The organism is Pseudomonas migulae, from assembly GCF_024169315.1.
Lineage (GTDB): Bacteria > Pseudomonadota > Gammaproteobacteria > Pseudomonadales > Pseudomonadaceae > Aquipseudomonas > Aquipseudomonas migulae_B.
On sequence record NZ_JALJWR010000001.1, the window covers coordinates 837,323 to 863,918 of the forward strand.

Consider the following 26,596-nt stretch of genomic DNA (forward strand, 5'->3'; position numbering starts at 1 on the left):
GCGAGCAAGCCCGCTCCCACATTTGATCTCAGCGACCACGGATTTCGTGTTCGCCGACATCAAATGAGGGAGCGGGCTTGCTCGCGAAAGCGCTCTAATTCACACCGCCAGTCTCAATGAAACCGCGCCATTAAGGGTTTCCCCGATACCGCCCTGCCTCACCGCCTACGGCATTTGCGCCTTGAACCAGCAGGTTTAATCCTGCACCATCCGCATCTGCTTATCCAAAGGACGGAACTCAAGGCATGCTGGACGCAAACGCAACCCATATTTCCCTCACGCTGGAAGGCGTTTCCGTTGACCTTCAGGTACTCAGTTTCGTCGGTCGCGAAGCCCTCAATCAGCCCTTCTGTTTTGACATCGAACTGGTCAGCACCCGCCCCGATCTGAAACTCGAAGAGTTGCTGCACAAGCGTGGCAGCCTGACGTTCGGCGCCACTGGCGAAGGCATCATTCACGGGCTGGTCTATCGCATCGAGCAAGGCGACTCCGGCAAAAGCCTGACCCGATACAGCATCAGCCTGGTGCCGCAACTGGCGTATCTGCGGCATAACCATGACCAGCAGATCTTCCAGCATTTGACGGTGCCGAAGATCATCGCTCAGGTGCTCGAGGCCCGCGGCATCCTCGCCGACGCCTACAGCTTTCAGCTCGGCGCAATTTACCCGGAGCGCGTCTACTGCGTGCAGTACGACGAATCCGACCTGCATTTCATCCAGCGCCTGTGCGAGGAAGAAGGCATTCACTTCCATTTCCAGCACAGCAGCAGCGGCCACAAACTGGTGTTCGGCGACGACCAGACGGTATTCCGCAAACTGGCGCCCGTGGCCTATCAGCAAGACTCAGGCATGGCCGCAGAGAAACCGGTGATCAAGCGCTTCAACCTGCGCCTGGAAACCCGCACCACCCGCGTCAGCTGCCGCGACTACGATTTCGAAAAACCACGCATCCTCCCGGAAGGCACCGCTTCCAGTGCATTCGCTCCGGACCTGGAAGACTACGACTACCCAGGCCGCTTCACCGACCGTGCCCGCGGCAAGCAATTGGCAACCCGCGCGCTTGAGCGCCACCGTAGCGACTACAAACTCGCGGAAGGCAAAGGCGATCAACCGACACTGCTCAGCGGCCACTTCATGGCCCTGAGCGAACACCCGCGCGCCGAATGGAACGACCTCTGGCTGCTGCTGGAAGTGGTCCACGAAGGCAAGCAACCGCAAGTGCTCGGCGAAAACGTCACCAGCGACGTCACCCAGAACAAAGACGATTTCCATCAGGGCTACCGCAACCGCTTCCTCGCCACGCCGTGGGACGCGCACTACCGCCCTGCCCTCGAGCACCCGAAACCGCAAGTTCTCGGCGGCCAGACCGCCATCGTCACCGGCCCGCCGGGTGAAGAAATCCATTGCGACGAGTACGGCCGCGTCAAAGTGCAATTCCACTGGGACCGCGACGGCCAGGCCGACGACAAGACCAGTTGCTGGCTGCGCGTCGCCACCGGCTGGGCCGGCAGCGCCTACGGCGGCATTGCCATCCCGCGCGTCGGCATGGAAGTGCTCGTCACCTTCCTCGAAGGCGACCCCGACCAACCGCTGATCACCGGTTGCCTGTACCACAAGGAAAATGTCGTCCCCTACGACCTGCCGGCCAACAAGACCCGCAGCACCTTCAAAACCCTCAGCTCGCCGGGCGGCAAGGGTTACAACGAATTTCGCATCGAAGACAAAAAAGGCGCGGAACAGATCTACCTGCACGCCCAGCGCGATTGGGACGAAAACATCGAGCACGACCAGAAAATCCGCATCGGCAACGAACGGCATGACACGGTTGAGGCGAAGGTTTTCAGCGAGTTCAAGGTGGAAGAGCACCGGATTACGCACCTGGATCGCAAGACCGAAGCGCGGGCGGATGATCACCTCACGGTGGGCGTGACTCAGCACGTCAAAGTCGGGACGGCGCAGTTTGTTGAAGCTGGTGAGGAGATTCACTACCACGCGGGTAACAAAGTGGTGGTTGAAGGCGGGATGGAGCTGACGGCGAAGGCTGGAGGGAGTTTCGTCAAGGTTGATGCGGGTGGCGTGACCATTAGTGGTGCTGAGGTGAAGGCCAACTCGGGCGGTGCGCCGGGGGCGGGAACCGGGATTGGAATCCTTGCTCCGCTTATTCCGGGACTCGCCGCTGCCGATATCGCCGGGCAGCTGATGAAACAAGCCAAGGCCAATCCGACCTGGCTGGAATTGAACCTGCATTACGACAACCTTGAGCCGGTGCCGGGTGCGTCGTATCGCGTTGACTTTGCAGACGGGTCCACGCGTGAAGGCGTGCTGGATGACGACGGCTTCGCCCGGTTGGAGGACGTCCCGAAAGGACCGGCCAAGGTTTACTACGGCGAGGATCCAAGGCCGTTCAACCGTGAAAGCGTAACGGTGGTGCAGAACTCGGACGAAAAGGTTAACGAAGATTTACGCAAGCTCGGTCTGGACCCGGACCAGGTTGATTTACAAGCATTGGTGGAGAAAGCCGCAGGGAGGCTGACATGAGCGAGGCAGTAGCTGAGAGCGCAAACGACGGAGGCGAAGACCGTAGCGCCGCCTATCAAGAGGCAGCGGTTGAATTGACCAAAGGCATCGCGCTCGGCGCCGTGCCCTTTCTGGGCCAAGCCATCGACGCCTACGACACCATCGAATCCTCCATCGTCCTCTACAACGCAGAGTCGACGGATGGCAAGGAAGATGCACAATTTGACCTGTTGATGGCCGTCATCGGTTGGGTGCCTGGACCGGGTGACGGCCTGAAGAAGAGCTTGCGAATCGTCAACAAAGACCCGCAACGCTACGCCCCGGTGCTGTTCGACCTGCTTCGCTTCGTACTGCAAGAGTGCGGAGTTAAAACCAGCCCGGAAGAACTGCTCAAACAGATATTCGATGCAGGAAAACTGCGCGCCGAGCTTGATGAGATCATCACCGGTGTAAAAGGCTCATCCACTTTCCAGAGCCTTCCAAACTGGGCAAAAACGTCAGTTGTCACCGTCCTCGCCGCCTCCCGCGACAACATGCCGGCCATGGTGGGGATTGTTGAGAAGCGGTTGGTTAAGTGGAAAGGGATGCAACGCAATAGTTCTGCGGCCTCCTCCGGGTCAAGCCACCCGAAAAAAGCGGAAAAGCCTGCCAATAAAGACTCCGCCGTTGCGGCGAAAGGAACCGAGGGTGCGAGCGGCACCCATTCCAACCAGGTTGAAGCTTCCAAAGTTGGCCTTCAGGCGCCTGCCAATATTTTGAATGAAGGACTGGGGGTTAGTGGGGAGCATATTGCCGACTACATCTGCGCGGTGGAGTTTGGTTGGGGTAAGGATTGGGATGGCCACGATAAGGGCGCGGATGGGAAGTGGCTGGAGGGTGTGCCGAGTGCGAGTAAATCGGGGAAGCTTTCTGCGGGTGGGAGTCCTAAGGCGAAGCACGTTCTCTACAAACTATCTGATGGCGCTAACGGAACGGGGATAGATGCGGTTTGGCGAGCGAACCCGGCCAATAATGGCGGCGAAAAATTTGCCATTATTGAGGCGAAGGCGAGCAAAGATGAAGATGCGCCGAAATTTATGCGTAAGCCGAACAATACGCGTAAGCCTGGAGTTGCCTCGAAGCTAGGTGTCTCAGGATTGGGCGATCCAAGTACGCTGCTTGAACCCATCGAAAACGAGCAAGATGCCAGTGAGAAAAAAAGCCCGAGCGCCAAGAACACCGGCAGATCAAAAAAACAGCCCTCCAAAAACTCAAAAATCAGGACCACCAAACCCAAAGACGTTCTCGTACAGATGAGCGTGGAATGGATACTGTTTAATCTTCAAAAAGCCGTCGGCAATCGAATACTCGCCGCCCAAGTAGAAACTTCTTATAGTCGTCATTTATTTTATTCCCCACTCTACCACCCCAGCTCCAGCCCTAAAGAGCATGCTGAGGCCAGATTAAAAAATGCAAATGAAAGCGAACACCACGCTCACAAAGCGTTTCATTACAATGAGGCAGAGGTTAAAGCGTTTGTAAACAAGCGCAAAAAATCCCTGACCAAAAAATATGGTGCATTGGACACCCTAAAGATTGAGGCATGACAGCTATGAACATGCGGCAGAAATTTTTTAGTCAAAAACACTATGAGAATTTTCTCAGAGAACATGATGAGCTAATCGAATTTTTCAAAATAAACAAATTCAAATCTGACTCCGCTCTAGAAGAAGCCTCCCAGCGCGCCAAATACTTCCAGACGCTCGCTTTAGACAAGTTACTCGCCACTTACACTGCAGGTGAGAATATAGAAACCCTTATTCCTCTCCTTGAAGATTTGGTGGAAAAATACGAAATCCGCCAAAAAACACTTGCCGAGTATCAGGGCATCCCAAATATATCGCCATTGGCAATAGACGACTGGCCGAACCAATATGAAGAAGCCGTCCAGGTAATCAGTTTGTGCATACTTTTGCACCGGACTGACTTGCTCCCACGCTTCGTCAAGCTCATGGATGACGCAGGATATGCGGGTGACGACACGCTTTACGAAGCCTTACTGAACAAGGTAATGCCTAATCGGCACGATGTTGACGAGTGGTATCACGATGTATATACGCCACTTATTCAAGCTATTTACAGCGATGAAAAAGAAGAACCGCCAAAACTTCTGAAAAAATATTGCCAGCAATGGTATCCAGCTTTCAAACAAGCTCCTTGGCACGACACTCACCTTCAAGGAGAGGAAGGAATCTATGTGGGTTACTGGGCCTTTGAAGCTGGTGCGGTTGCATTTTTGTACGGCATAGACGACAGCAAAATTGACCATATGGTTTATCCAAAGGACTTGGTCGAATACGCTAGAAACTACCAAGGAGTTACGGACTCTCAAGTTAATCGTATTGTTGCCGGTGAGCCGTGCAGTAAACAGGGTTTTTGGTTTACACCGGCACAGGCCAACTCAAGACGCCACTTCCAGCAAGGTGAGATCATGCCGAGCATCAGCGACTCGAAGTGGGGAGATACACTTTGGTATTGGTCGGGCGAAGAATAGAACCTGTATAGAAGAAGCATTGCGGCAGATTGGGACTATGGCCCGTCGGAAACGGTCACCCATAAATCGCAAATATTTAAGCCAGTGCCCTTTTCAGAAACGGACGTCGAACTCAGCTCATGGAACTTAATTTCACCATAACCCCCGCACTAACCCAGACCCGATTGGCTGAACTGCTGGAGCGCGAAATGCTTAAGAATGATCAGCAGCTCAGCAACATGCAGGACCACGTCGACGGTTTGCAGGACCGCTGGCTCACGCTTTTGTTGTTTGCCCTCTGTCTGGTTGCCGGTGCGCTGGCGCTCTATTTGCCCGATCGCGAGATAACAGCCGAGAAGGTCATTTCCCTAGCTCTGTGCGCGGTGACTTTGGTCTTACTCTGTTGGTTCGGCTCTGATCGCTTGATTCGCTATTTGCGTACTCGTATCGTCGCCAACCGTGCCAAGCCGCGCACAACTTTCCGCGGATGGAATAAGCGCCTTATCGAAGCCAGGCTACGCACAAACCTCAAGACCGCTGAAGGAGCTTATCGCCTTCAACTCGATGATCAGGGTTTCACCATGATCAGGCCCAAGGGCATCAAGAGCGGGTTAGCGTGGGGACAAATTGTGCGAGTGAGGGAAAAGCCCGATTTCTACTTGGTTGCCTGTGCCGAACTGGATCGAAAGGGAAAGGCGTATGTCATCCCCAAACACAGCAATGCCATGGACGCTGAGCTGTATCAACAAGGCCTGAAACTGTTTCTGAGTCGCGTACCGAACTCGGCCGCATTTTGAATCCGGCGAAGACCGCGAATGGGACTTCACTCGATCGCTTGGCCTCATCGTCCGTCTGGCAAGACCAAATGAAAAATTTTGTGTTTGGCATTGGACTTGCCACTTTTTGCGTTCAGGTGTTTGCTGATCAACCGTCGCTACAAACGATGGTTGATTGTGAACTGGCAGGATCACAACACACGATTTCGCTGCTGCGTGGTTCGCCAATCGTCGATTCCTATATGTACACAACCCGCTACGGTCAAATCACCCGGTTCATATACGACGATGCAGAGGCCTCTCGAGGGAGCGACGTGCAATGGCAATGTGCATCAGATCAAAAAAATACAAACGTACTAATAGTATCGGGCGAATTCGCTTCTAACTATCTGCAAGGTGCTTTGTTCTATTTCGATTCAACGAATGGGAAAATCCAACGTATCGATTTCGCCGAAAGAAACCGTCCTCGCTGGGTAAAAATTTCCTCGCAGGGAGCGCAGGTGATTTTTGAGAATACGGGTAATGAAAGCTCGCACAAATATTTGAGCTACGGAAAGAATGCGCTTTTTCTAGAGTTAGACGAGTTTCCAGTGACCTCGAAGGGTGAGTCGTTGATACAACTGCACGCCTCTAAGCCTTGACGCGACGCCCCTTCCATAAAAAATCCAGCGCCTACGGGCGCTGGATTTGTCAGTAAAGATCAAACGTCAGGCTTGTGCCTTCCAGCCCAGCATCCGTTGCTGCGCAACCTTCAGCAGATCGCAACCGTCCTGCGTCAGCAGGTAAAGCGCATGGGTGATGTGTGGAATGTCCTGCACGTCGCCGTCTTTGAAACATTGAATATGGAGTGTTTCCAACAAATCACTGGAGGCGCGGACGCGCTGGAGGGCGGCTTCGAGGATGTCTTGGGGGTTGGCTTCTGTGTCGATGACCAAGGGGGATGTGCTGGTGACGTTGCTTTTGATTGGACGGTAGCGTTCGGGGAAAGGATTTATTGTTGGCATAGTTATCACTCGATGGTAAGCAAATAACGCCATCACCGTGACCAAACGGTGGGAGGCGGCTGTGTACAGGCTTGGTCAACCGACACCATCAAATCGGCTCGCCCGAAGGCGTCCAGCACACAGCCGCCATTGCAACGCACTACGAGGACTTAGCAGTCCGCGGAGCGAATGATGGCACACAATGCGTGATGGAATCAGGTGACCAAACCTGTTCGCTGATTTTGCAGCGAGCCCAAACAGTAATCGCTACGCCCCATCTGCCGAAAGTAGACAAAGCATCCATCCTTGTAGGACGAAGCCGAAGCTAACAAGGATTCTTACCCCAACGAATCGCCTGACAGGGTATTCCTACAGGACAGATAAAGTTGTTCACTCAAGCGCGGGCACCCACATTTGTGGCGAGGGGATTCATCCCCGTTCGGCTGCGAAGCAGTCGCGAAACCTTTTGGCCGGAATGCTGGGGCCGCTTCGCGACCCAACGGGGCGGTGCGACGTTTCGCTGAATCCCCTCGCCACAGGTTTCTTGCCTGCCTGAAGATTTTCTTGAGTGAAAGCATTACACGCGACAGGCGGCATTCAGCCCGGTTAACCATCGCTTAACGCTGCGGTCCAAAACTTTACTGGACCGCACGCCCTCAGGATCTTCTGACGCCCAGTGCGGCAGGCTCGACGCCCGTTACGTCGAGCTGACTTTCCGTCTGCACTGGAGATCGCTCATGAACATGCGCACTTTGCTGGTTACCGCCGCCCTCGCCTGCACCGGGTTTGCCGGGCTGGCCCACGCCAACACCACCGCTTCTTCGCAAGCGGTGCCCTATGAATACGGCATGCCGCTGCACGTCACCAAAGTGGTTGCGCTGACCGAACCTTCGACCCTGGAATGCAAAGTCATCACGGCGGACATGAAGTACATCGATGCGGCAGGCAAACCCGCAGAGATCACGTACCGCAAACTGTCCGATGCGTGCAGTTATCAGAATTGATCGGAAACAACGAGCGCGGGTCTGGCGTTACTGCCAGACCCGGAAGTGACGACCGCGAGTTAAAGCGCTTGCCGGTCGGGGTGCAGCGTCTGGGTGCTTGCCTGCACCTGCATGTCGGAGCGCAATGTGGTGATCAGGTCGTTTATGGCCTGGCATCCATTAAGTGAGCTGGCATCGATGCCAGACTTCAATAGTTCCACTTCATCGGTTTTAGCGCCCGAATACACCTTGACGGTCATTAACAGGTCCGGCGTAAGCGTGCATTGGCAACGTTTCGGCAGAAAACTGCTTTCTACGATGTTGCGGAGTTCCAAGGCAGAAAGAAACATGGCGACCCTCTCCTTAATTGTGAGATTGCCAATCAGCTATAAATGCCGACTCAATAAATTCGCGGTCAGCTTCAAGACCAGCTACAGCATAAAACATGCCTAGGATTTCACCGTGCAGCTCATCGGCAAATCAAGGGTTTAATGTGTCTTCAAGTAAACAGGCTCATGCAATCTGCAAGAAACCCGGTTCTCGTCCCTGCAAATTGCAACCTGGTGATTCCAGGTTTGCATTGGCCGCCTATGGCAGTAAAAATTGCGACCCGTTCATTCAGTATCTGCTGACCCCACTCACACGCAAGGAGGCATCATGGGTTCATTGACCCGTATCACTACCGTCGGGCTGATTGTTGCCGGAATGTCGACCGTCGCTCAGGCGGCAAAATTCGAAGACGTCGCACCCTTCCCCAAAGCCGAAAGCGGGTTCAGCCGCCAGGTCATTCACCTGGCGCCGCAGAAGCAGGAAGACAGCTACCAGGTCGAGATTCTCGCCGGCAAGACCCTGACCGTGGACTGCAACCGCCAGCGCTTGGGCGGCATGCTCGAGGAGAAAAACCTCGAGGGCTGGGGCTATCCGTTCTACCGCCTGGAAAAAGTGATCGGCCCGATGAGCACGCTGATGGCCTGCCCGGATGGCAAAAGCAAACAGGACTTCGTCCCGGTGGTCGGCGACGGTTTCATGTTGCGCTACAACAGCAAGTTGCCGATCGTGCTTTATGTGCCCAAGGACGTTGAAGTTCGTTATCGGATCTGGTCGGCGTCGAGCAAGGTCGAGAAGGCTGTTCAGGAATAACCAGCAGATGCAAAACCTGTGGGAGCGAGCTTGCTCGCGATAGCGGACGCTCAGGCACCACCCGTGTTGAATGTACAACCGTCATCGCGAGCAAGCTCGCTCCCACAGGGGATTGGGTGTGCAAGTTTTACTCCGATTGGCCTTCTGCGCCCGCTCACGCCGAGATACCGCTATGTGCAGCGCGTTCGGCGACATGGCGCAGACTGTCGAAATTGATGTTGGCGCCGGAGTCGATGGCCACCAGTGTCTGGCCACGTACGCCCGTCTGTGCCACGTACTTCTTGATGCCCGCCACGGCCAACGCGCCGGAAGGTTCGGTGATCGAGCGGGTATCGTCGTAGATATTCTTGATTGCGGTGCAAAGTTCGTCGTTGCTGACGGTCAGCACCTCATCCACGCAGAACCGGCAGACTTCGAAACCATAAGCGCCGATCTGAGCCACGGCGACGCCATCGGCGAATGTGCCTACGTTCGGCAGGACAACGCGCTCGCCGGCCTGTAGTGCGGCGGACAGGCACGCGGAATGTTCCGACTCGACGCCGATGATGCGGATTTCAGGGCGCAGGTATTTGACGTACGCGGCGATCCCCGCGATCAGGCCGCCGCCGCCCACCGGTACGAAGATCGCGTCGAGCGGCCCCTGGTGCTGGCGCAGGATTTCCATGGCGACGGTGCCCTGCCCCGCTATCACGTCCGGGTCGTCGAAGGGCGAGACAAAGGTACGCCTCGTCTGCTCCGCCAGGTTCAAGGCGTAAGCCAAGGCAAACGGAAAACTTTCCCCGTGCAACAGCGCATCGGCGCCCCGACTGCGGACCCCGAGCACCTTCAATTCCGGTGTCGTGGCGGGCATGACGATGGTCGCGGTAATCCCCAGTTCACGCGCTGCCAGCGCCACGCCTTGTGCATGATTGCCGGCGGAAGCGGTGATCACCCCACGGGCCTTCTGCGCATCGCTCAGTTGCACCAGTTTGTTGTAGGCGCCGCGGATCTTGAAGGAAAAGGTTGGCTGCAGATCCTCGCGTTTCAACAGGATCTGGTTGCCCAAGGCTTCGGACAGCGCCGGTGCCGCTTGCAATGGCGTGCGCACCGCCAGTTCGTACACCGGCGCGGCGAGGATCTTTTTGACGTAGTGCTCGAGCAAGGCCTGCTGGGCGGGTGTGCTATCCATGGTCGTCTCCTGACGTTGATCAGAACCCAGGAGACAGAAAGTAAAAACCCGCCTCCAGGGCGGGTTGGGTGCTGCAGTCGTGAGCTAGCCCGCCAAATGAGGAATGGCGGTAATAATGCTTGGCTGGCAGCGCAATAGGGTGGAAGTCATGGCTGGAAATTAGCCGGGCATGGGGGGCAAGTCAATGGTCAATTTCCTTCGGCTTCGGTAGGCTCGGGATTCTGCTCATTGTCCAAGGAAGGAAACCATGAAGTCTATCGCCCTGCCCCTGATTGCCCTGCTCGCCTTCGCTGGCTACACCGTTTCGGTGATGCTCCAGGCCGAACAGTCGTTGATAGAGTTTGGCATCAGCCTGATGTCGCGGCCTGATACAGCGCAGGTGGTGATTGATTTGTATCTGCTGGCGACGCTGGCCGGGGTGTGGATGTACCGCGATGCGCGCAAGCGTGGGCGGTCGGTATGGTCCGTTGTTCCCTATCTTTTGCTCACCGTGGTTTTTGTGTCGATTGGGCCTTTGTTGTACCTCGTGGTTCGTGGGTTGCAGGACAGAAAGAAGCCTGTCGACGCCGGACAAGTGGCCTGATTCAGGATTTGCGGTGGTGTTGAGGTTGTCATCGCTGGCAAGCCAGTTCCCACAGTGATCTGTGGCGTTCACAAAATCTGTGGGAGCTGGCTTGCCCGCGATGGCGGCATCACTGACGCCGAGATCATTTCGCCAACCGCCTGAGCCCCAACACCATCACCCCCGCCCCCAGCATCATCGCGCTCAGAAACAACGGATACGAAACCCACCACGGCGTGCCCGCCGTCATCATGCTGAACTCGGACATGCCGCCAATGCTCGCAATCAGATTCAGCGGCAGGAACACCACGTTGATCAGCGTCAGTTTGCGCAGCAGGTTGTTCATGCTGTTGTTCATCAGGTTGCCCCGGGCATCGATCAGCCCGGAGAACACCGTAGAGTAGATTTCCGCCTGTTTGTAGCACTGATTGTTTTCGATGATCAGGTCGTCGATCAGGCCGATGGCTTCGGAGCTGAAACGCTGCTTTTCCGCGTGGTTGCGCAGCCGGGTCAGGACCGCGCCGTTGCTGTGGATCGCGTTGATGTAATAGATCAGGCTTTCGCTGAGGTTGAACATCTGGATCAGATGCTGGTTCTCCATCGACGCGTTGAATTTCTGCTGCAACTCCCGCGCGACCAGCTTGATTACCTTCAGATGGCCCAGGTAGTGATGGATGTTGTTGAACAGCAGGTCGAGCAATACATCCAGTGGCGTGTTCAACTTCTGCCGGGTGCCAAGCCCGTGCAGCGGCGAATCGTCGGTGGCGATCACCAGCAAACGCTGGTCACAAAACAGCAAGCCGCAGGACGACACTTCGAACGCCAGGCTCCCCGCGCCGGAATAGTTTTCCGGTCGTTTCCAGATCAGGAACAAGTTGTCGGGGTGAAACTCGATGCGCGACACCTCGTCCGGGTCCAGCGCCGAGGCCAGCGCGTGTTCATCGAGCTTGAAATGGCTGTGCAGCAAGTCGCGCTCGGCCGCATCGGGGTTGCTGAACAGCATCACCTCGGCGTCCAGCCGCTCGACCGCCTGCAGCGCACCGTGGGTCAGTTGAAAGCTCTTGATCATCGGCCGGTCACCAGGCCTGGCCGCGACGTTTCAGTTCCAGTCGGCGCACGAATTCTTCCAGTACCAGCGAGTACAAATCGTCTTGCAAGTAGGCGTCTTCGATGCCGGCGTCCATGTTCGGGTTATCGTTGACCTCGATCACCACCACTTTGTCGCCGGACTGCTTGAGGTCGACGCCGTAGAGGCCGTCGCCGATGAGGTTGGCGGTTTTCACCGCCAGCTCCACCACCGCGCGCGGCGCTTCATGGACCGCCAGCGTGCGGCATTCGCCGTTGATGTCCTGACCTTTGGCCTTGTGGTTGTAGATCTGCCAGTGGCCCTTGGACATGAAGTATTGGCAGGCAAAGATCGGTTTGCGGTTGAGCACGCCGATGCGCCAGTCGTACTCGGTGTAGAAAAACTCCTGAGCCAGCAACAACACCGAATGTTCGAACAGTTCGGCCGTCGCTTCGAGCAAGGCTTGCTGACTTTCGACCTTGATCACACCCCGGGAGAAACACCCGTCGGGGATCTTCAACACCAACGGAAACCCCAGACGCTCACCGACCCGCTCGAAGTCTTCCGGTCGCTCCTTGTAGAGAATTTCGGTGGCGGGCATGCCCAGTTGATGGCTTTTGAGCAGGTCAGTCAGGTAGACCTTGTTGGTGCAACGCAGGATCGACGCCGGATCGTCCATCACCACCAGTCCTTCGCTCTCGGCTTTCTTGGCGAAGCGGTAGGTGTGGTTGTCGACACTGGTGGTTTCGCGGATCAGCAGGCCGTCGTATTCGGCGATCCGCGCGTAGTCCTTGCGCTCGATCAGCTCCACGTCGATGCCCAATGTCTTGCCGACGCGTACGAAATTATCCAGGGCCTTGGGGTTGGACGGCGGCAGTGCTTCCTGCGGATCGTGCAGGATCGCCAGGTCATAACGGGCCAATCGCCGCGAACGGGGTATGCGCCAGATCTTGCGACTGAAACTGTCCAGCGAGTTGGCAAATTGATCTTCCTGATCTTCGCGCAACTTGTGCAGCGCACCGGATTTGACACCTTCGATGTGCCAGCCGTTAGTTCGACGAAACTCAACTAGTAATATCGGACATGGAAACACTTCAAATAACTGCCGCGCCAGATCCTGCAACGGTTCGATATTGGTCCTGCCAAAGTAAAGTGTCAGCGTGAAGCCTTCGGTATCGCTGTAAAGATGATTGCTCAGGGCTTTTTCCAGCGGTTTATCCAGATCGTCGAGGGCCAGGCCATACAAGGATTTTTTGGTCAGCTCGCTGATGGTCCGCACCGACGGAATGACCTTGTGCCCCCGCGCTTCAGCCAGTAGCGAGCAGTAATAGCCGTGCCCCAGGTACTTGTAGCTGCGGCACAGGTTGATGACCTGGACCCGTTTGCCCTGCTCGTTGTCGCGAGTCTGTTCAAGGTATTCCTGCGCCGTGACGATGTCTTCGCTGGGAAAGTAGGACGCCCAGTCTTCCTTGCGTTCGACGATGATAATCAACTGGCTGGAAGTTCTAACCGTGTCATTTAAAAGTGTTGCCGCCGGCAAAGTTTGCTCGGATACTTCGCGCCAATGACCCTGTACCGCTGACATAGTGATTGATCCGTTGGAGAACAAGACCTTTCCTATTAAGCACGAACTTTTTCGAAAGTCCCGTTTCGTTACGCAACTTTTACGGCGGTCATATGAATCCTGTCTTTCGCTTGGCGGTAGTTGAAGACCTACCCGCATTGCTGGCACTCGAAAAGCAATGCTTCACCACGGACCGGCTCACCAGTCGCAGCTTTCAATGGATGATCACCCGGGCTCACGGGCAGCTGTTGGTGGCTGAACGAGACGGGCAATTGCTGGGTTACGCGGTGGTGCTGTTTCATCGAGGCACCTCGCTGGCCCGGCTCTATTCGATTGCCATCGCTGAACAGGCTCGCGGTAACGGGTTGGGCAAGCAATTGCTTGAACGCATCGAGGCGTGCGCCCTTGAGCATGACTGCGCTTACTTGCGGCTGGAAGTGCGCATCGACAACCCCACAGCGATTGCCCTGTATGAGCGCAACGGTTATCGGCGTTTCGCACTGATCCACGATTATTACCAGGACCACGCCGATGCGCTGCGCCTGGAGAAACGCATCCTTCAGCATCGCGATGCCCGCAGCATCAAGGTGCCGTGGTATGCGCAGACCACCGACTTCACCTGTGGCCCGGCGTGCCTGCTGATGGCCATGGGCGCCTTGCACGCCGAACGCCGGCTGGAGCGCCGCGAAGAATTGCAGATCTGGCGCGAGGCGACCACCGTGTTCATGACCTCCGGCCACGGCGGTTGCAGCCCTCAAGGGTTGGCACTGGCGGCAGCGCGGCGCGGGTTTCGCGTGCGCTTGCAAGTGAGCATGGCGGGGCCGTTGTTTCTCGATGGCGTGCGCGATGAGCATAAAAAAGACGTCATGCGCCTGGTGCACGATGAGTTCGCGGCACAGTTGAACGCCACTGACGTCGAACAGGTGCTCGGCGGGCCGCTGGACCTGCCACGATTATTGGCCGACGGGGGACAGCCGCTGGTGCTGATCAGCAGTTATCGGCTGACCCGCTCCAAATCGCCGCACTGGGTGATCGTCACCGATTGCGATGAAGAGTTTGTCTACCTGCATGACCCGGACGTCGACCATAGCCAGCATCGCCAGCCCATGGACTGTCAGCATCTGCCGGTGAGCCATGGGGAGTTCGAGAAGATGTGCAGTTTCGGGCGCGGCAAGTTGCGAGCGGCGGTGATTCTCTATCGCCGGGAGTAAACCTGTGGTGAGGGGATTTAGCGAAACGTCGCACCGCCCCGTTCGGCTGCGAAGCAGTCGCCAATCCGGACAATTCAGTCTGTTTGGCCGGGCGCTGGGGCCGCTTCGCGACCCAACGGGGATAAATCCCCTCGCCACAAATGTAGGTGCCCGCGCTTAAAGTGAACAATATTGCCCTCTCCACAGGGTTTGTGCGCTACTTCAGCCCGACTTTGTACAACACACCATCATCCTCATCGGTGAGCACATACAAATACCCGTCCGGCCCCTGCCGCACATCGCGAATGCGTTTGTTGAGCTCGCCCATCAAGCGCTCTTCGTGGACCACTTTGTCGCCGTCGAACTGCAGGCGTATCAGTTCCTGTGTCACCAGCGCACCGATAAACACGTTGTGCTGCCAGGGTTTGAAGCGGTCGGCGTCGTAGAACGCCATGCCGCTCAGGCCAGGGGATTTTTCCCAGACGTGGCGTGGCGGGACGGTGCCTTCGGCGGTCTTGCCCTTGGCTTCCGGAATCGGCTGGCCGGAGTAGTTGATGCCATGGGTCGCCAGCGGCCAGCCGTAATTCTTGCCGCGCTCGATCACATTCATTTCGTCTCCCCCTAGCGGGCCGTGCTCGTTTTCCCAGAGCACGCCGGTCCAGGGATTGAGCGCCGCACCTTGCGGGTTGCGCTGGCCGTAGGACCAGATTTCCGGGCGGACACCGGCCTGACCGACAAAGGGGTTGTCGTCGGGCACCTTGCCGTCCGGGTAGATCCGCACGACCTTGCCCTGCAGCTTGTCCAGATCCTGAGCCGTGGGCCGGTCGTTGTTCTCGCCTAGGGTGATGAACAGGTAGCCGTCGCGGTCGAACACCAGGCGCGAGCCAAAGTGATTGCCCACCGAAAGCTTCGGTTCCTGGCGGAAGATCACTTTGAAATTCTTGAGGGCGGTCAGGTCTTCCGACAACTGCCCGCGACCGACCGCCGTACCGGCCTTGCCGCCCTCACCCCCGCCTTCGGCATAGGACAGGTAAACGGTGCGGTCCTGCTTGAAGTCGGGCGACAGCACCACATCCAGCAAACCGCCCTGGCCCTTGGCCCAGACTTTCGGTACGCCACTGAGCGGCGCGGAGAGTTTGCCATCGGCACTGACCACGCGCAGGTTGCCGGGCCGTTCGGTCACCAGAATGCCTTGCCGATCAGGCAGAAACGCCAACGCCCACGGATGGTCCAGACCCTTGGCGATCGTCGTCACCTCAAGGGTGCCCTGTTCGCTTTTCAGCTCTTGTACGGACGCGGCAAAAACCGGCGCCGCAACGGTGATCAATGCGCTGGCACAGACTGTGGCCAGGAGGGATGTTCGCAACATGCACGATTCCTTTTGTCGTCTGGATGGCTGGCAGGATTAACGTCCTGCCGCTCAACGGTTGCTGGTGTCTGCGTCTCGGTGGGGCGGATTAGGGATGAATTTCGGCGGGCTGGCCGGCACCGACCGATCCTGCGGATAGCGGTTGCCGATGCCTCCTTTGTCCAGGGTCGGCGGCCGTGGAACCGGCACCGTATTAGGGCCGCGAATGACCGGTGCGCTGGGCTGTGTGCCTTGCATGCTGTTGGGGTTGGCCCGGCGGATCGGGCTGTTGTAGGGATTGCCGGCAGCGCCCGTCGGGCTCTGGGCCAGCAACAAAGGCGATGAAGGCCGTGCGACGTCAGCCACGGCCAGGTTGCTCAGCACGCCACTCAATGCCATCGCGATGATGCCAAGCGCTAATCGGTTCATGGGCAGCCTCTCTACGTGATTACAGCCTTCGATAGCACGCTACGCCCAGGGTTCGGATTTGTTAACCAAAACCTCCCCGACAAGATGTAACACGAAGTTGACGCCCTGCCAGGGCGGTGCCAAACGCCGCTGAAACTTTTGCGCCGGGCCACGGGTCACCTGATCATCACTCGCGAGTAGACGACCATGGCACGGGCAATCTGGAAAGGCGCAATCAGTTTCGGGCTGGTGCATATCCCTGTGGCGCTGGTCTCGGCGACGTCTTCCCAAGGGGTGGATTTCGACTGGCTCGATAGCCGCAGCATGGATCCGGTGGGCTACAAGCGCGTGAACAAGGTCACCGGCAAGGAAGTGACCAAGGAGAACATCGTCAAGGGCGTGCAGTACGAAAAGGGTCGCTACGTGGTGCTCAGTGAGGAAGAGATCAAGTCGGCGCACCCGTTATCCACGCAAACCATCGATATCTTTTCCTTTGTCGACGCCGAACAGATTCCCCTGCAAAACATCGACACGCCCTACTACCTCGCGCCGGACAAACGCGGTGGCAAAGTCTATGCGCTGCTGCGCGAAACCCTGAGCAAAACCAACAAGGTCGCCCTCGCCCATGTCGTTTTGCATACCCGTCAGCATCTGGCCGCGTTAATGCCGCTGGATTCGGCGATGGTCTTGGTGATGCTCCGCTGGCCCGCGGAAGTACGCAGTCTTGACACGCTGGAACTGGGCAGCGAGGTGACCAAGCCGGAACTGGCCAAGGGTGAACTGGACATGGCCAAGCGGCTGGTGCAGGACATGAGCGGCGACTGGAGCCCGGACGATTATCGCGACAGTTTCGAAGACAAGATCATGGCGCTGGTCGAGAGGAAGGCGAATGAAGGGAAGATCGAGGATGTCGAGACGGCGACGGGCGAGGAAGAGCGCAAGACCGCGGATGTGATCGATTTGACCGAGTTGCTTAAGCGCAGTCTTGGGGGCAAGGCTGGCGGTAAAGCTGCTGCGAAACCGAAGTCGGCCGATAAGCCAACACCCGCGAAAAAAGCCACGAAGCGGTCAAGTGGATGATCAAGTATTACGGTGAATGTGATGGCCCCTTCGCGAGCAAGCCCGCTCCCACATTTGACCGCAATCTAATGTGGGAGCGGGCTTGCTCGCGAAGGCGTAATAAGCGGCAACGCTGAATTCAGATCCAGACAAAAAACGCCAGCAACCCGGCAAAAATCGCCCATTTCTCCAGGTAATACAGCTTGCGGTTACGCTTCTTCAACGCCTTGCCGCGCAGGCGGATCTTGTAGATCTTGGCGAACAGGCGATTGATGCCACCGGTCTTGTCGCCCGCATCGTTCGGCGCGCCCGCCGCCGACATCACATTACTGCTGAACCAGCTGTTGAACGCCGCCGCCCAGCGGTACTTCATCGGCCGCTCGATGTCGCAGAACAGAATGATGCGGTTCTGATCGGTGGTGTTTTCCGCGTAATGAATGAAGGTCTCGTCGAACATCACCGCTTCACCGTCGCGCCAGTGATAATTCTCGCCATCGACGTTGATGTAGCAGCCCGCGTCGTTCGGCGTCTCCAGGCCCAGGTGGTATCGGTAGGAACCGGCATATGGATCGCGGTGACGTACCAGCTTCGAACCCGGTGGCAACTCGGCGAACATCGCGGCTTTGATCGAGCCGATGCTCTGCACCAGTTCGGTGGTGCGCGGGCAGAGCTTCATCGCCGAAGGATGACTGTCGCCATACCATTTGAGGTAGAAGCGCTTCCAGCCGGTCTTGAAGAACGAGTTGAAGCCAACGTCGTCGTACTGGTTCGAACGCTTGATCTCACCCGCCTTGAGCAAGCTCTGGCCTTCAGCGCGAATTTCTTCCCAATGGGCCTGCAACGGGCTCAGGTCCGGGAAGTCGGCCGGATCGAGGTAAGGCTTGTTGGGGATTTTCGAGAACAGGTAGAGGAAGCAATTGACCGGCGCCAGAAACGACGAGTGATCGCTCAATTGGCGGCCAAGCTTGTGGCGCACGCGACCGCGCAGGTGGACGTACGCAATCGATACAACATATATAGCGGCAATGATGAGTTTCACGGAAATCGTCACACGTCAGAAGTGAACAAACTGCGTCCGTGCCTGTCGGCATCAGTTCGAAAGATGGCATTTTAGCCACGATTTGTAACTAATAGTTAACGTTCAGATGTGAAAATCTGTCCGCCGGTGCCACCAAAACACCCGTGCGGCGTCAACGCCCTATCGTTTAAAGAGCCAGACCAGTACAATCGCCGCCAAACATTACGCGCCCCCCTTGGTTGATGACGGGAATGAACCCCGCCTCAGCGCACTTCGACTCGGGCCAAGCGCTCCACATGCTGCTGTCCACTTATTGCCAGATGGACCTTCCGCTTCTGACCGGGATGCATTTCCCGTGGTTTGAATTCGGAAACGGGTACTGAATCGGTACTGCCGCAACCCAAGCTACTCTGAATGCTTCGCAGGAAAAACCTTTGATCTCTACAGCTAACATCACGATGCAGTTCGGCGCCAAGCCGCTATTCGAAAACGTTTCGGTCAAATTCGGCGCGGGCAACCGCTACGGCCTGATCGGCGCCAACGGCTGCGGCAAGTCGACCTTCATGAAAATCCTCGGTGGTGACCTCGAGCCGTCCGGCGGCCAGGTCATGCTCGAGCCGAACGTTCGCCTGGGTAAATTGCGCCAGGACCAGTTCGCCTACGAAGAATTCACCGTGATCGACACTGTGATCATGGGTCACGAAGAGCTGTGGAAGGTCAAGGCCGAGCGCGACCGTATCTACTCGCTGCCGGAAATGACCGAAGAAGACGGCATGGCCGTGGCCGAGCTGGAAACCGAGTTCGCCGAAATGGACGGCTACACCGCCGAATCCCGCGCTGGCGAGCTGTTGCTGGGCCTGGGTATCGGCATCGAGCAACACTTCGGCCCGATGAGCGAAGTGTCCCCAGGCTGGAAGCTGCGCGTATTGCTGGCCCAGGCGCTGTTCTCCGATCCTGAAGTGCTGTTGCTCGACGAACCGACCAACCACCTGGACATCAACACCATCCGCTGGCTGGAAAACATCCTGACCCAGCGCTCCAGCCTGATGATCATCATCTCTCACGACCGTCACTTCCTGAACAGCGTGTGCACCCACATGGCTGACCTGGATTACGGCGAGCTGCGCCTGTTCCCGGGCAACTACGACGAGTACATGACCGTGGCGACCCAGTCCCGCGAGCAACTGCTGTCGGACAACGCCAAGAAGAAAGCGCAGATTTCCGAGCTGCAATCGTTCGTCAGCCGCTTCTCGGCCAACGCCTCGAAAGCCAAGCAGGCCACTTCCCGCGCCAAGGCGATCGACAAGATCCAGCTGGCCGAGGTCAAGCCTTCGAGCCGTGTGAGCCCGTTCATCCGTTTCGAACAAACCAAGAAACTGCACCGTCAAGCGGTCATCGTCGAGCGCATGGCCAAAGGCTTCGACGGCAAGACGCTGTTCAAAGACTTCAGCTTCCAGGTTGAAGCGGGCGAGCGCGTGGCGATCATCGGCCCGAACGGTATCGGTAAAACCACCCTGCTGCGCACGTTGGTCAACGAACTGACCCCGGACGCCGGCACCGTGAAGTGGACCGACGCCGCGGAACTGGGCTACTACGCCCAGGACCACGCGCACGACTTCGAAGACGACTGCAACCTGTTCGACTGGATGGGCCAGTGGACCCAGGGCGGCGAGCAAATCGTTCGCGGCACCCTCGGCCGCATGCTGTTCTCCAACGACGAGATTCTGAAGTCGGTCAAGGTCATCTCCGGTGGTGAGCAAGGCCGCATGCTGTTCGGCAAGCTGATCCTGCAAAAGCCGAACGTGCTGATCATGGACGAACCGACCAACCACCTGGACATGGAATCCATCGAGGCGCTGAACCTGGCGCTGGAGAACTACCCGGGCACGCTGATCTTCGTCAGCCACGACCGTGAGTTCGTATCGTCGCTGGCCACTCGTATTATCGAGCTGAGCCCAAGTGGCGTGATTGACTTCAGCGGTACGTACGATGATTACCTGCGTAGCCAAGGCGTAGTGTTCTAAGCGTCCGCCGCAACTGAAAAGCCCCGTCCATGTGACGGGGCTTTTTGCATTTCAGGATTGATGGATGTTCTGGTGCTGCCACCTTCGCGGGCAAGCCTCGCTCCTGCAAGTGACCGCGATCCGACGTAGGAGCGAGGCTTACCCGCAAAGAGGCCCTCAAGTGCAACGAATATAGTTAGCCTGCTTTCTTTTATTTCACACCCGCGCCATGATGCAATTCTCCCACCGCCGCCCGCGAACGAGCCCTCATGTCTGCGCAGCAACTGCCACCGCAAAGCTCCATGGCGATCACACTGCAGATCGTCTCCATCGTTTTCTATACCTTTATTGCCTTCCTCTGCATCGGCCTGCCGATTGCGGTGTTGCCGGGTTATGTCCACGAGCAGCTCGGTTTCAGTGCAGTCGTGGCCGGGCTGACCATCGGCTCCCAATACCTCGCCACCCTGCTCAGCCGCCCGATGGCCGGGCGCATGTCGGACAGCGTCGGCACCAAGCGAGCGATTGTTTACGGGTTGTCGGGGATTGTGTTGAGTGGCGTGCTGACGTTGTTGTCGACGCTGCTGCAAAGCTTTCCGTTGACGAGCCTGTTGATCCTGATCGCCGGCCGCCTGCTGCTGGGGATCGCGCAGGGCTTGATCGGCGTCGGCACCATCAGTTGGTGCATGGGTCAGGTCGGCGCCGAACACACCGCGCGCTCGATTTCATGGAACGGCATCGCGTCCTACGGCGCCATCGCCATTGGTGCGCCGCTGGGCGTGGTGATGGTGGCGGAATACGGCTTTGCCAGTCTGGGCATCGCGCTGTCATTGCTGGCCGCGCTGGCGCTGGTGCTGATCCGCAACAAACCCTCGGTGCCGGTGGTTCGCGGTGAGCGGCTGCCGTTCTGGGCGGTGTTCGGGCGCATTGCACCGTTTGGCGCGAGCCTGAGTCTGGCGTCTATCGGCTACGGCACGTTGACCACCTTTATTACCCTGTATTACCTCAGCCGTGGCTGGACCGGTGCCGCCTATTGCCTGACGGTGTTCGGGGTCTGTTTCATCCTGGCGCGACTGCTGTTTATTTCGGCCATCAGCCGTTTCGGTGGATTCACCTCGGCGATTGCCTGCATGAGCATTGAAACGGCGGGCCTGGTGCTGCTGTGGCTGGCGCCTTCGACCGGTTTTGCCCTGGTCGGTGCGGGCCTGGCCGGGTTCGGTTTGTCGCTGGTGTACCCGGCGCTGGGGGTGGAGGCGATCAAACAGGTGCCCAATTCCAGTCGCGGTGCAGGGTTGAGTGCGTATGCGGTGTTTTTTGATCTGGCGCTGGCGATCGCCGGGCCGGTGATGGGCGCGGTGGCGTTGAATCTGGGGTATTCATGGATTTTCTTCAGTGCGGCGTTGTTGTCGATCACTGGACTGGGTTTGACCCTGCTGCTGAAACGCCGGGCAATGGCCTGACACCCGCAATCCGGTGTGCCGGAGAGCCAATGTGGCGAGGGGATTTAGCGAAACGTCGCACCGCCCCGTTCGGGCGAAGCAGTCGTCAACCCTTTGAACGCGGTTGGTCTTTGAAATGCTGGGGCCGCTTCGCAGCCCAACGGGGCGGTGCGACGTTTCGCTAAATCCCCTCGCCACAAAAGCTCGCTCTCAGAGGGCTTGCAGATTATTGATCAGCCGTTTGCATCCCCGCCCGGGTCGGCACGCCCAGCGCATGGGAGAAGAAACGCCCGGCCTCGGAAATCATGTTGCGGTGAATGTCCTCACGATCGACACCGTCGGCATCGGTGCACAGCGCCGGCATGGCGGCGATCTGTTCTTCGTTGCACGGCGCCATGAACACGAAGTGCCCTGCCCCGGCCAACAACTTGAAGTCAGGCGCGATCGGCAGTTTGCGCGCCAGCGCCGCGGCGTTTTTGTCGAAGGCCACCAATTTGTCGCCGTCGCCGCTGTAAAGCAGCACCGGCACATGCACGTCGGCCAGGGTGTGACGGCCGAACTTCAGGCTCAGCGGCGCCATCAGCAACAGTGCGTGAACCCGTGGATCCGCCACCGGCTGCAGGTCATCACGGTCGACGATCAACTCGCCCTGGGTGTTGCAGGCATCGCGGTCGTCCGGACGTTCCTGGCAGTAGCGGCGCAACCGATCCAGATCAGGCGTCGCCCCGGACAGAATCAGTGCCGTCTCCCCGCCCGCCGAGTAACCGATCACCCCGACCTGATTGGCGTTGACGAACGGCGCGAGCATGCGGTCGCCCAAGGTCGCGGTAATGGCTTCGGAAATCTGGATCGGCCGACCGTACAGGTTGCTCAAGGTGCCGAGGCGGCTGTGGTCTTTGGAGTTGTCGCCGGGATGAATCACCGCCACCACCACGAAACCCTTGCGCGCCAGCGACGTGGCGAGGTCGTGCAGGGCCAGCGGCGTGCCGGTGTTGCCATGGGACAGCATCAGCATCGGGAAACGGCCAATGGCGACGCGGGTGTCTTCGCCCGCTTCGACGGTGTAGCCCTCGAGCTTGCTGGTGTGTTCCCGGTCGCTGGAGGGGTAGAACGCGATGGCGCGCATCGGTTGCAGGTCCAGCGGGTCGAGAAAACTCATCTCATGGAAACCGACGCTCCAGTGAGGATGCGGCGCAGGCGCGGCGTGCACTGAATTCAGGCTGCTGAGCAGGCAAATCAGTAACGTTGCACAAAGACGCACCATGGGATGCCCCACCTTTGTTACTTGACCGGAAAGCCCGTTCTCCATCGACTACCGAGGAAGCGGCCTTGTACCGGCAATGGCGGCCACCAAGGTCGTGACAGAACGGGGATGTTAACCCTCGACTGCATAACCTGGGCCACAACATGAACGAATTAAGAAACAACTAGAAATAGCCAGAAACAAAAAACTCCGCATCTGACACTTGCGTGATCAGAATACAGAGTTTTTTGGGGTGTTGCCCGAGCTGATTTACATCTTTACGCAAGCCTTACGCGGCGGCGAACAGTTGCTCGCTGATTTGCGTGTGAGCGTCACTCATGGCTTTGGTGCGCACTTCGTCACCGTAAGCGAGACCGTGGGCACGGACGAATTCGATGTCGGTGATGCCGATGAAACCGAACAGCACTTTCAAATACTCTTCGTGAGCAACGCCAGTCGCCTGGCCGGCATGCAGACCACCGGAAGTCGACACGATCACGACTTTCTTGCCACCGCACAGGCCTTCAGGGCCGGCTTCGGTGTAGCGGAAGGTCTGGCCGGCAACGGCGATGCGGTCGATCCAGGCCTTGAGTTGGGTCGGGATGGTGAAGTTGTACATCGGCGCGGCGATAACCACGGCATCGGCGGCGAGGAATTCGGCCAGGGTCGAGGCACTCAGTTCGGCTTCGTGCTGTTGGGCGGCGTTGCGCAGTTCAGCGGTGGTGCCGGCGGCGACCAGGGTGGTGGCGGAGAAATGGCTGATGGCATCGCTGGCCAGGTCGCGGTAAGTCACCACGGCGCTCGGCTCGGCGACTTGCCAGGCTTTGACGACTTCAGTGCTCAGCTGACGGGAAGCCGAGTTGTCACCAAGAATGCTCGAATCGATATGCAGCAGTTTCATGTGGGATCTCCAGGTGAGGATCGCCACGGGGCGATCTGATGGAGACAATCCTACAGACGAAACCAATAGCTGATTAGTCGGCAACAATGCGATAGTTCGTCCCACTGATAGAACAGTCGAGTGATGACCATGCAAGACCTCAACGACCTTTATTACTTCGCCAAGGTGGTCGAAGCCGGCGGTTTCGCCGCGGCCGGGCGTTTGCTGGGTATTCCCAAGTCGCGCTTGTCGCGGCGGATCGCCGAGCTGGAAGAACGCCTTGGCGCGCGCCTGTTGCAACGCACCACGCGGCAACTGAAATTGACCGCCGTGGGCGAGCGCTATTTGCGGCATTGCCAGGCGATGCTGCTGGAAGCCGAGATGGCCGATGAAGCCGTGGCCAGCATGTCCAGCGAACCCCGCGGGCGCTTGCGGGTGTCCTGCCCCGTTGGGCTGGCCCACGAAATGCTGCCGACGGTGATCAGCCGGTTTCTCGAAAAATACCCGCAGGTTCAACTGGAAGTGATGCTGCTCAACCGCCGGGTCGATCTGGTGAACGAAGGCGTCGACGTCGCGCTACGCGTGCGGGAATTGGGTGATGAAGACCCGTTGCTGGTCACTCGACGCCTGCGTCAGGCGCAGATGCTGTTGGTGGCCAGTCCGGACTTTCTCCATGGGCGGACGATCAATCATCCCGAGGAACTCAAGGGTCTACCAGTGCTCGGTGCCCTTGAAGCCGACCGCATGGTGCATATCCGCATGCTCGATCAACAGGGTAAAAGTCATGAACTCGCGCTCGAAGCCCGACTGGGCATCGACGACTTCATCGTGCGCAAGGCCTGCACACTCGCCGGCCAGGGCTTTACCATGCTGCCGATGATGTATTGCGAGCAGGAACTGGAAAGCGGCGCGCTGGTGCAATTGCTCCCTGACTGGTCGTTGCCTGGCGGCTGGCTGCAAGCGGTCTACCCTCATCGGCGCGGGGTCATGCCGGCCGTGCGCGCCTGGCTCGACCATTTGATCGAATCATTCAATGACTGCGGGGACCGACTGATATGAAGGCTGGACGCATGAGCGAAGAGGATGTCGCACAGTTCTGCCTGGCGCTGCCGGGTGCGCGGGAAGACTACAAGTGGGGTGGCGTGCGGGTGTTTTCGATTGCCGGGAACAAGATGTTCGCCCTGCAGAACTTGCGGGGCGAATCCCTTGCCTTCAAGGTCGACAAGGACCTGTTTCTGGGGCATTGCGATCGCCCGGGCGTTCATCCGGCGCCGTACCTGGCGCGGGCCCAGTGGATCATCATGCAAACGCCCTACCCGCTGGGCGCCGAAGAACTGCAAGGCCTGTTGCAGCGCTCCCATCAACTGGTAGTGAGCAAGCTGCCCAAGCGCACGCAGGTCGGATTGCTGCTTTAGAACAGCGCCAACAGGTTTGCCCCCAGGAACAGCTGATCAATCCAGAACACTTGATGCAACAGCACGATCATCCAGAACAGCAGTTGAAACGACACTTTGCGCGTCTTGTGCCGGAACAGCTGCTGAGCCAGGAAGGCGCCCGGCCAGCCGCCGGCGAGCTCAACTGCATGCAGCACGTTCTCGGGCGTACGCCAGCTATCGGTGCGGGCCTTGCGCTTGTCGCTCCAATAAAGGAAGAACGCCAACACGCTGACGATGCCGTAGGCCGCCAGGGGAATCAGCGAGATCCCGCGCAGCCAGAACGACAACGAGCCCAGCAACGGCAACGCGCACACCGCCGCGAACACCAGCAGTTTCAGCCTTGGGTTCTGGATCTGCCCTCCGGAATTACGTCCGGAACTGTTGCGCCCGCCTGCATCATTCATGGCTTGACCGCAGTCCAGTCGACCCAGCCGAACTGCCAGGTGGCCAGAATCACCAGACCAAACGCAATGCGATACCAGGCGAACGCCGCGTAGCTGTGGCTGGCGATGAACTTGAGCAAGCCCCTGACGGCAATCATCGCGAAGATGAAGGCGGTGACGAAGCCGATGGCGAACACCGGAAAATCAGCCGGCACGAACAGGTCGCGATACTTGTAGCCCGAGTACACCGCCGCTCCGACCATGGTCGGCATTGCGAGGAAAAACGAAAACTCGGTGGCTGTCTTGCGCGAGAGCCCGAACAGCAAACCGCCGATGATCGTCGAGCCTGAACGCGATGTACCCGGAATCATGGCCAGACACTGGGCCAAACCTACTTTCAAGGCATCTTTCCAGGTCATCTCATCGACGGTTTCGGCGTGCACTTCATGCTGACGCTGTTCCGCCCACAACATCACGATGCCGCCCACGACCAATGCCGTGGCCACGGTAATCGGGTTGAACAGGTAATGGTGGATCAGGTCAGCAAAGATCACCCCCAACACCACGGCCGGCAGGAAGGCGATCAGCAGGTTGGCGGTAAAGCGCCGGGCACTGGGCTGCGTCGGCAAGCCAACCACGACCTCGAAAATCTTGCGCCGGAATTCCCACACCACGGCGAGAATCGCGCCGAGCTGAATAATGATGTTGAACGCCATGGCCCGCTCACCACCGAAATTGAGCAAGTCGGCCACAATAATCTGGTGTCCGGTACTGGAAATCGGCAAAAACTCCGTCAGCCCTTCTACAACCCCAAGTATCAATGCCTGCAAGGCGGTCCAAAGATCCATCAATCCCCCAAGAAGCGATGCGCGACGGCATGCCCCGTTAATATTTTTTCAAATCAGTCAGCGTAGCTAAAAGG

General features: G+C 57.9%; 25 protein-coding genes and 1 pseudogene. 14 read left to right on the forward strand and 12 right to left on the reverse strand.

Annotated elements, in window-relative coordinates; translation table 11 throughout:
- The first annotated feature begins 245 nt into the window (after positions 1 to 245).
- The 5 genes from tssI (at position 246) to J2Y86_RS03750 (ending at position 6,445) form a co-directional block, all read left to right on the forward strand.
- A complete protein-coding gene (gene tssI, locus J2Y86_RS03730) occupies positions 246 to 2,537 on the forward strand; it encodes a type VI secretion system Vgr family protein (RefSeq protein WP_253428230.1) in 2,292 nt (763 codons plus the stop codon).
- The gene (locus J2Y86_RS03735) at positions 2,534 to 4,102 is read left to right on the forward strand and encodes a hypothetical protein (protein ID WP_253428231.1); all 1,569 of its coding nucleotides are present in this window, start codon (positions 2,534 to 2,536) and stop codon (positions 4,100 to 4,102) included. The genes tssI and J2Y86_RS03735 overlap by 4 nt, the downstream gene beginning before the upstream one ends.
- A 5-nt stretch (positions 4,103 to 4,107) precedes the next feature.
- The gene (locus J2Y86_RS03740; RefSeq protein ID WP_253440104.1) at positions 4,108 to 5,049 is read left to right on the forward strand and encodes a PoNe immunity protein domain-containing protein; all 942 of its coding nucleotides are present in this window, start codon (positions 4,108 to 4,110) and stop codon (positions 5,047 to 5,049) included.
- 119 nt (positions 5,050 to 5,168) lie between these two features.
- The gene (locus J2Y86_RS03745) at positions 5,169 to 5,825 is read left to right on the forward strand and encodes a YcxB family protein (RefSeq protein ID WP_253428232.1); all 657 of its coding nucleotides are present in this window, start codon (positions 5,169 to 5,171) and stop codon (positions 5,823 to 5,825) included.
- A gap of 68 nt (positions 5,826 to 5,893) precedes the next feature.
- Positions 5,894 to 6,445 (forward strand): hypothetical protein, encoded by a 552-nt coding sequence (locus J2Y86_RS03750; RefSeq protein WP_253428233.1) that lies wholly within the window; start codon positions 5,894 to 5,896, stop codon positions 6,443 to 6,445.
- A 66-nt stretch (positions 6,446 to 6,511) separates the two neighbouring features.
- Here J2Y86_RS03750 and J2Y86_RS03755 read toward each other — a convergent pair whose 3' ends face one another.
- Positions 6,512 to 6,808: a hypothetical protein gene (locus tag J2Y86_RS03755; RefSeq protein ID WP_253428234.1), complete on the reverse strand. Its 297-nt coding sequence runs from the start codon at positions 6,806 to 6,808 to the stop codon at positions 6,512 to 6,514.
- A 716-nt stretch (positions 6,809 to 7,524) separates the two neighbouring features.
- Here J2Y86_RS03755 and J2Y86_RS03760 point away from each other — a divergent pair.
- Positions 7,525 to 7,791, forward strand: a complete 267-nt coding sequence (locus J2Y86_RS03760) for a DUF2790 domain-containing protein (RefSeq protein WP_253428235.1) — start codon at positions 7,525 to 7,527, stop codon at positions 7,789 to 7,791.
- A 59-nt stretch (positions 7,792 to 7,850) separates the two neighbouring features.
- Here J2Y86_RS03760 and J2Y86_RS03765 read toward each other — a convergent pair whose 3' ends face one another.
- Positions 7,851 to 8,120, reverse strand: a complete 270-nt coding sequence (locus J2Y86_RS03765; protein ID WP_253428237.1) for a DUF1652 domain-containing protein — start codon at positions 8,118 to 8,120, stop codon at positions 7,851 to 7,853.
- 307 nt (positions 8,121 to 8,427) lie between these two features.
- Between J2Y86_RS03765 and eco the strand changes: the two genes are divergently transcribed.
- Positions 8,428 to 8,910, forward strand: a complete 483-nt coding sequence (eco, locus tag J2Y86_RS03770) for a serine protease inhibitor ecotin (protein ID WP_253428239.1) — start codon at positions 8,428 to 8,430, stop codon at positions 8,908 to 8,910.
- A gap of 178 nt (positions 8,911 to 9,088) precedes the next feature.
- On the opposite strand, the pseudogene ilvA reads toward eco, so the two are convergent.
- Positions 9,089 to 10,078, reverse strand: a pseudogene (gene ilvA, locus J2Y86_RS03775) (threonine ammonia-lyase, biosynthetic); the annotation flags it as partial.
- Between the two features lie 247 nt (positions 10,079 to 10,325).
- On the opposite strand from ilvA, the gene J2Y86_RS03780 reads away from it, so the two are divergent.
- Positions 10,326 to 10,661: a DUF2834 domain-containing protein gene (locus J2Y86_RS03780; protein WP_253428241.1), complete on the forward strand. Its 336-nt coding sequence runs from the start codon at positions 10,326 to 10,328 to the stop codon at positions 10,659 to 10,661.
- 124 nt (positions 10,662 to 10,785) lie between these two features.
- On the opposite strand, the gene J2Y86_RS03785 is transcribed toward J2Y86_RS03780, so the two are convergent.
- A complete protein-coding gene (locus tag J2Y86_RS03785) occupies positions 10,786 to 11,709 on the reverse strand; it encodes a magnesium transporter CorA family protein (RefSeq protein ID WP_253428243.1) in 924 nt (307 codons plus the stop codon).
- A 7-nt stretch (positions 11,710 to 11,716) separates the two neighbouring features.
- Positions 11,717 to 13,291: a RimK family protein gene (locus J2Y86_RS03790; protein WP_253428245.1), complete on the reverse strand. Its 1,575-nt coding sequence runs from the start codon at positions 13,289 to 13,291 to the stop codon at positions 11,717 to 11,719.
- Positions 13,292 to 13,383: 92 nt separating this feature from the next.
- Between J2Y86_RS03790 and rimI the strand changes: the two genes are divergently transcribed.
- Entirely contained in the window at positions 13,384 to 14,481 is a 1,098-nt protein-coding gene (rimI, locus tag J2Y86_RS03795) for a ribosomal protein S18-alanine N-acetyltransferase (RefSeq protein ID WP_253428247.1), read from the forward strand.
- 196 nt (positions 14,482 to 14,677) lie between these two features.
- On the opposite strand, the gene J2Y86_RS03800 is transcribed toward rimI, so the two are convergent.
- Both J2Y86_RS03800 and J2Y86_RS03805 read right to left on the reverse strand, forming a co-directional pair.
- Complete coding sequence (locus tag J2Y86_RS03800; protein WP_253428249.1) at positions 14,678 to 15,829, reverse strand: PQQ-dependent sugar dehydrogenase; 1,152 nt, start codon at positions 15,827 to 15,829, stop codon at positions 14,678 to 14,680.
- Between the two features lie 51 nt (positions 15,830 to 15,880).
- Positions 15,881 to 16,237 carry a hypothetical protein gene (locus tag J2Y86_RS03805; protein ID WP_253428251.1) on the reverse strand — a complete coding sequence of 119 codons (357 nt, stop codon included), beginning with the start codon at positions 16,235 to 16,237 and terminating at the stop codon, positions 15,881 to 15,883.
- A 186-nt stretch (positions 16,238 to 16,423) separates the two neighbouring features.
- Between J2Y86_RS03805 and J2Y86_RS03810 the strand changes: the two genes are divergently transcribed.
- Positions 16,424 to 17,296 (forward strand): Ku protein, encoded by an 873-nt coding sequence (locus J2Y86_RS03810; RefSeq protein WP_253428253.1) that lies wholly within the window; start codon positions 16,424 to 16,426, stop codon positions 17,294 to 17,296.
- Positions 17,297 to 17,414: 118 nt separating this feature from the next.
- Here J2Y86_RS03810 and lpxO read toward each other — a convergent pair whose 3' ends face one another.
- Positions 17,415 to 18,314, reverse strand: coding sequence for a lipid A hydroxylase LpxO (gene lpxO / locus J2Y86_RS03815; protein ID WP_253428255.1), 900 nt, complete (start codon positions 18,312 to 18,314; stop codon positions 17,415 to 17,417).
- 413 nt (positions 18,315 to 18,727) lie between these two features.
- Here lpxO and J2Y86_RS03820 point away from each other — a divergent pair, with 413 nt between their 5' ends.
- Positions 18,728 to 20,317, forward strand: a complete 1,590-nt coding sequence (locus tag J2Y86_RS03820) for an ABC-F family ATPase (RefSeq protein ID WP_080943075.1) — start codon at positions 18,728 to 18,730, stop codon at positions 20,315 to 20,317.
- A 248-nt stretch (positions 20,318 to 20,565) separates the two neighbouring features.
- Complete coding sequence (locus J2Y86_RS03825) at positions 20,566 to 21,753, forward strand: MFS transporter (protein WP_253428257.1); 1,188 nt, start codon at positions 20,566 to 20,568, stop codon at positions 21,751 to 21,753.
- Positions 21,754 to 21,958: 205 nt separating this feature from the next.
- On the opposite strand, the gene J2Y86_RS03830 is transcribed toward J2Y86_RS03825, so the two are convergent.
- Positions 21,959 to 22,996, reverse strand: coding sequence for an alpha/beta hydrolase family protein (locus J2Y86_RS03830; RefSeq protein WP_253428259.1), 1,038 nt, complete (start codon positions 22,994 to 22,996; stop codon positions 21,959 to 21,961).
- A 268-nt stretch (positions 22,997 to 23,264) separates the two neighbouring features.
- Positions 23,265 to 23,876, reverse strand: coding sequence for an FMN-dependent NADH-azoreductase (locus J2Y86_RS03835; RefSeq protein ID WP_253428261.1), 612 nt, complete (start codon positions 23,874 to 23,876; stop codon positions 23,265 to 23,267).
- Positions 23,877 to 24,005: 129 nt separating this feature from the next.
- Here J2Y86_RS03835 and J2Y86_RS03840 point away from each other — a divergent pair, with 129 nt between their 5' ends.
- Positions 24,006 to 24,914, forward strand: a complete 909-nt coding sequence (locus tag J2Y86_RS03840; RefSeq protein WP_253428263.1) for a LysR substrate-binding domain-containing protein — start codon at positions 24,006 to 24,008, stop codon at positions 24,912 to 24,914.
- Entirely contained in the window at positions 24,911 to 25,270 is a 360-nt protein-coding gene (locus tag J2Y86_RS03845) for an MmcQ/YjbR family DNA-binding protein (RefSeq protein ID WP_253428265.1), read from the forward strand. Before J2Y86_RS03840 ends, J2Y86_RS03845 begins: the two co-directional genes overlap by 4 nt.
- Here the strand turns inward: J2Y86_RS03845 and J2Y86_RS03850 are convergent.
- On the reverse strand, positions 25,267 to 25,695 hold the full coding sequence (locus tag J2Y86_RS03850) for a DUF1294 domain-containing protein (RefSeq protein ID WP_253428267.1): 429 nt from the start codon (positions 25,693 to 25,695) through the stop codon (positions 25,267 to 25,269). The genes J2Y86_RS03845 and J2Y86_RS03850 overlap by 4 nt on opposite strands.
- The gene (locus J2Y86_RS03855; RefSeq protein WP_253428269.1) at positions 25,692 to 26,522 is read right to left on the reverse strand and encodes an undecaprenyl-diphosphate phosphatase; all 831 of its coding nucleotides are present in this window, start codon (positions 26,520 to 26,522) and stop codon (positions 25,692 to 25,694) included. The genes J2Y86_RS03850 and J2Y86_RS03855 overlap by 4 nt, the downstream gene beginning before the upstream one ends.
- Positions 26,523 to 26,596 lie beyond the last annotated feature (74 nt).

Excerpts from the sequence above, each read along its gene's own strand:
- tssI (WP_253428230.1), top strand. The coding sequence starts at position 246 with ATGCTGGACGCAAACGCAACCCATATTTCCCTCACGCTGGAAGGCGTT.
- J2Y86_RS03735 (WP_253428231.1), top strand. The coding sequence starts at position 2,534 with ATGAGCGAGGCAGTAGCTGAGAGCGCAAACGACGGAGGCGAAGACCGT.
- J2Y86_RS03740 (WP_253440104.1), top strand. The coding sequence starts at position 4,108 with ATGAACATGCGGCAGAAATTTTTTAGTCAAAAACACTATGAGAATTTT.
- J2Y86_RS03745 (WP_253428232.1), top strand. The coding sequence starts at position 5,169 with ATGGAACTTAATTTCACCATAACCCCCGCACTAACCCAGACCCGATTG.
- J2Y86_RS03750 (WP_253428233.1), top strand. The coding sequence starts at position 5,894 with ATGAAAAATTTTGTGTTTGGCATTGGACTTGCCACTTTTTGCGTTCAG.
- J2Y86_RS03755 (WP_253428234.1), bottom strand. The coding sequence starts at position 6,808 with ATGCCAACAATAAATCCTTTCCCCGAACGCTACCGTCCAATCAAAAGC.
- J2Y86_RS03760 (WP_253428235.1), top strand. The coding sequence starts at position 7,525 with ATGAACATGCGCACTTTGCTGGTTACCGCCGCCCTCGCCTGCACCGGG.
- J2Y86_RS03765 (WP_253428237.1), bottom strand. The coding sequence starts at position 8,120 with ATGTTTCTTTCTGCCTTGGAACTCCGCAACATCGTAGAAAGCAGTTTT.
- eco (WP_253428239.1), top strand. The coding sequence starts at position 8,428 with ATGGGTTCATTGACCCGTATCACTACCGTCGGGCTGATTGTTGCCGGA.
- J2Y86_RS03780 (WP_253428241.1), top strand. The coding sequence starts at position 10,326 with ATGAAGTCTATCGCCCTGCCCCTGATTGCCCTGCTCGCCTTCGCTGGC.
- J2Y86_RS03785 (WP_253428243.1), bottom strand. The coding sequence starts at position 11,709 with ATGATCAAGAGCTTTCAACTGACCCACGGTGCGCTGCAGGCGGTCGAG.
- J2Y86_RS03790 (WP_253428245.1), bottom strand. The coding sequence starts at position 13,291 with ATGTCAGCGGTACAGGGTCATTGGCGCGAAGTATCCGAGCAAACTTTG.
- rimI (WP_253428247.1), top strand. The coding sequence starts at position 13,384 with ATGAATCCTGTCTTTCGCTTGGCGGTAGTTGAAGACCTACCCGCATTG.
- J2Y86_RS03800 (WP_253428249.1), bottom strand. The coding sequence starts at position 15,829 with ATGTTGCGAACATCCCTCCTGGCCACAGTCTGTGCCAGCGCATTGATC.
- J2Y86_RS03805 (WP_253428251.1), bottom strand. The coding sequence starts at position 16,237 with ATGAACCGATTAGCGCTTGGCATCATCGCGATGGCATTGAGTGGCGTG.
- J2Y86_RS03810 (WP_253428253.1), top strand. The coding sequence starts at position 16,424 with ATGGCACGGGCAATCTGGAAAGGCGCAATCAGTTTCGGGCTGGTGCAT.
- J2Y86_RS03825 (WP_253428257.1), top strand. The coding sequence starts at position 20,566 with ATGTCTGCGCAGCAACTGCCACCGCAAAGCTCCATGGCGATCACACTG.
- J2Y86_RS03830 (WP_253428259.1), bottom strand. The coding sequence starts at position 22,996 with ATGGTGCGTCTTTGTGCAACGTTACTGATTTGCCTGCTCAGCAGCCTG.
- J2Y86_RS03835 (WP_253428261.1), bottom strand. The coding sequence starts at position 23,876 with ATGAAACTGCTGCATATCGATTCGAGCATTCTTGGTGACAACTCGGCT.
- J2Y86_RS03840 (WP_253428263.1), top strand. The coding sequence starts at position 24,006 with ATGCAAGACCTCAACGACCTTTATTACTTCGCCAAGGTGGTCGAAGCC.
- J2Y86_RS03845 (WP_253428265.1), top strand. The coding sequence starts at position 24,911 with ATGAAGGCTGGACGCATGAGCGAAGAGGATGTCGCACAGTTCTGCCTG.
- J2Y86_RS03850 (WP_253428267.1), bottom strand. The coding sequence starts at position 25,695 with ATGAATGATGCAGGCGGGCGCAACAGTTCCGGACGTAATTCCGGAGGG.
- J2Y86_RS03855 (WP_253428269.1), bottom strand. The coding sequence starts at position 26,522 with ATGGATCTTTGGACCGCCTTGCAGGCATTGATACTTGGGGTTGTAGAA.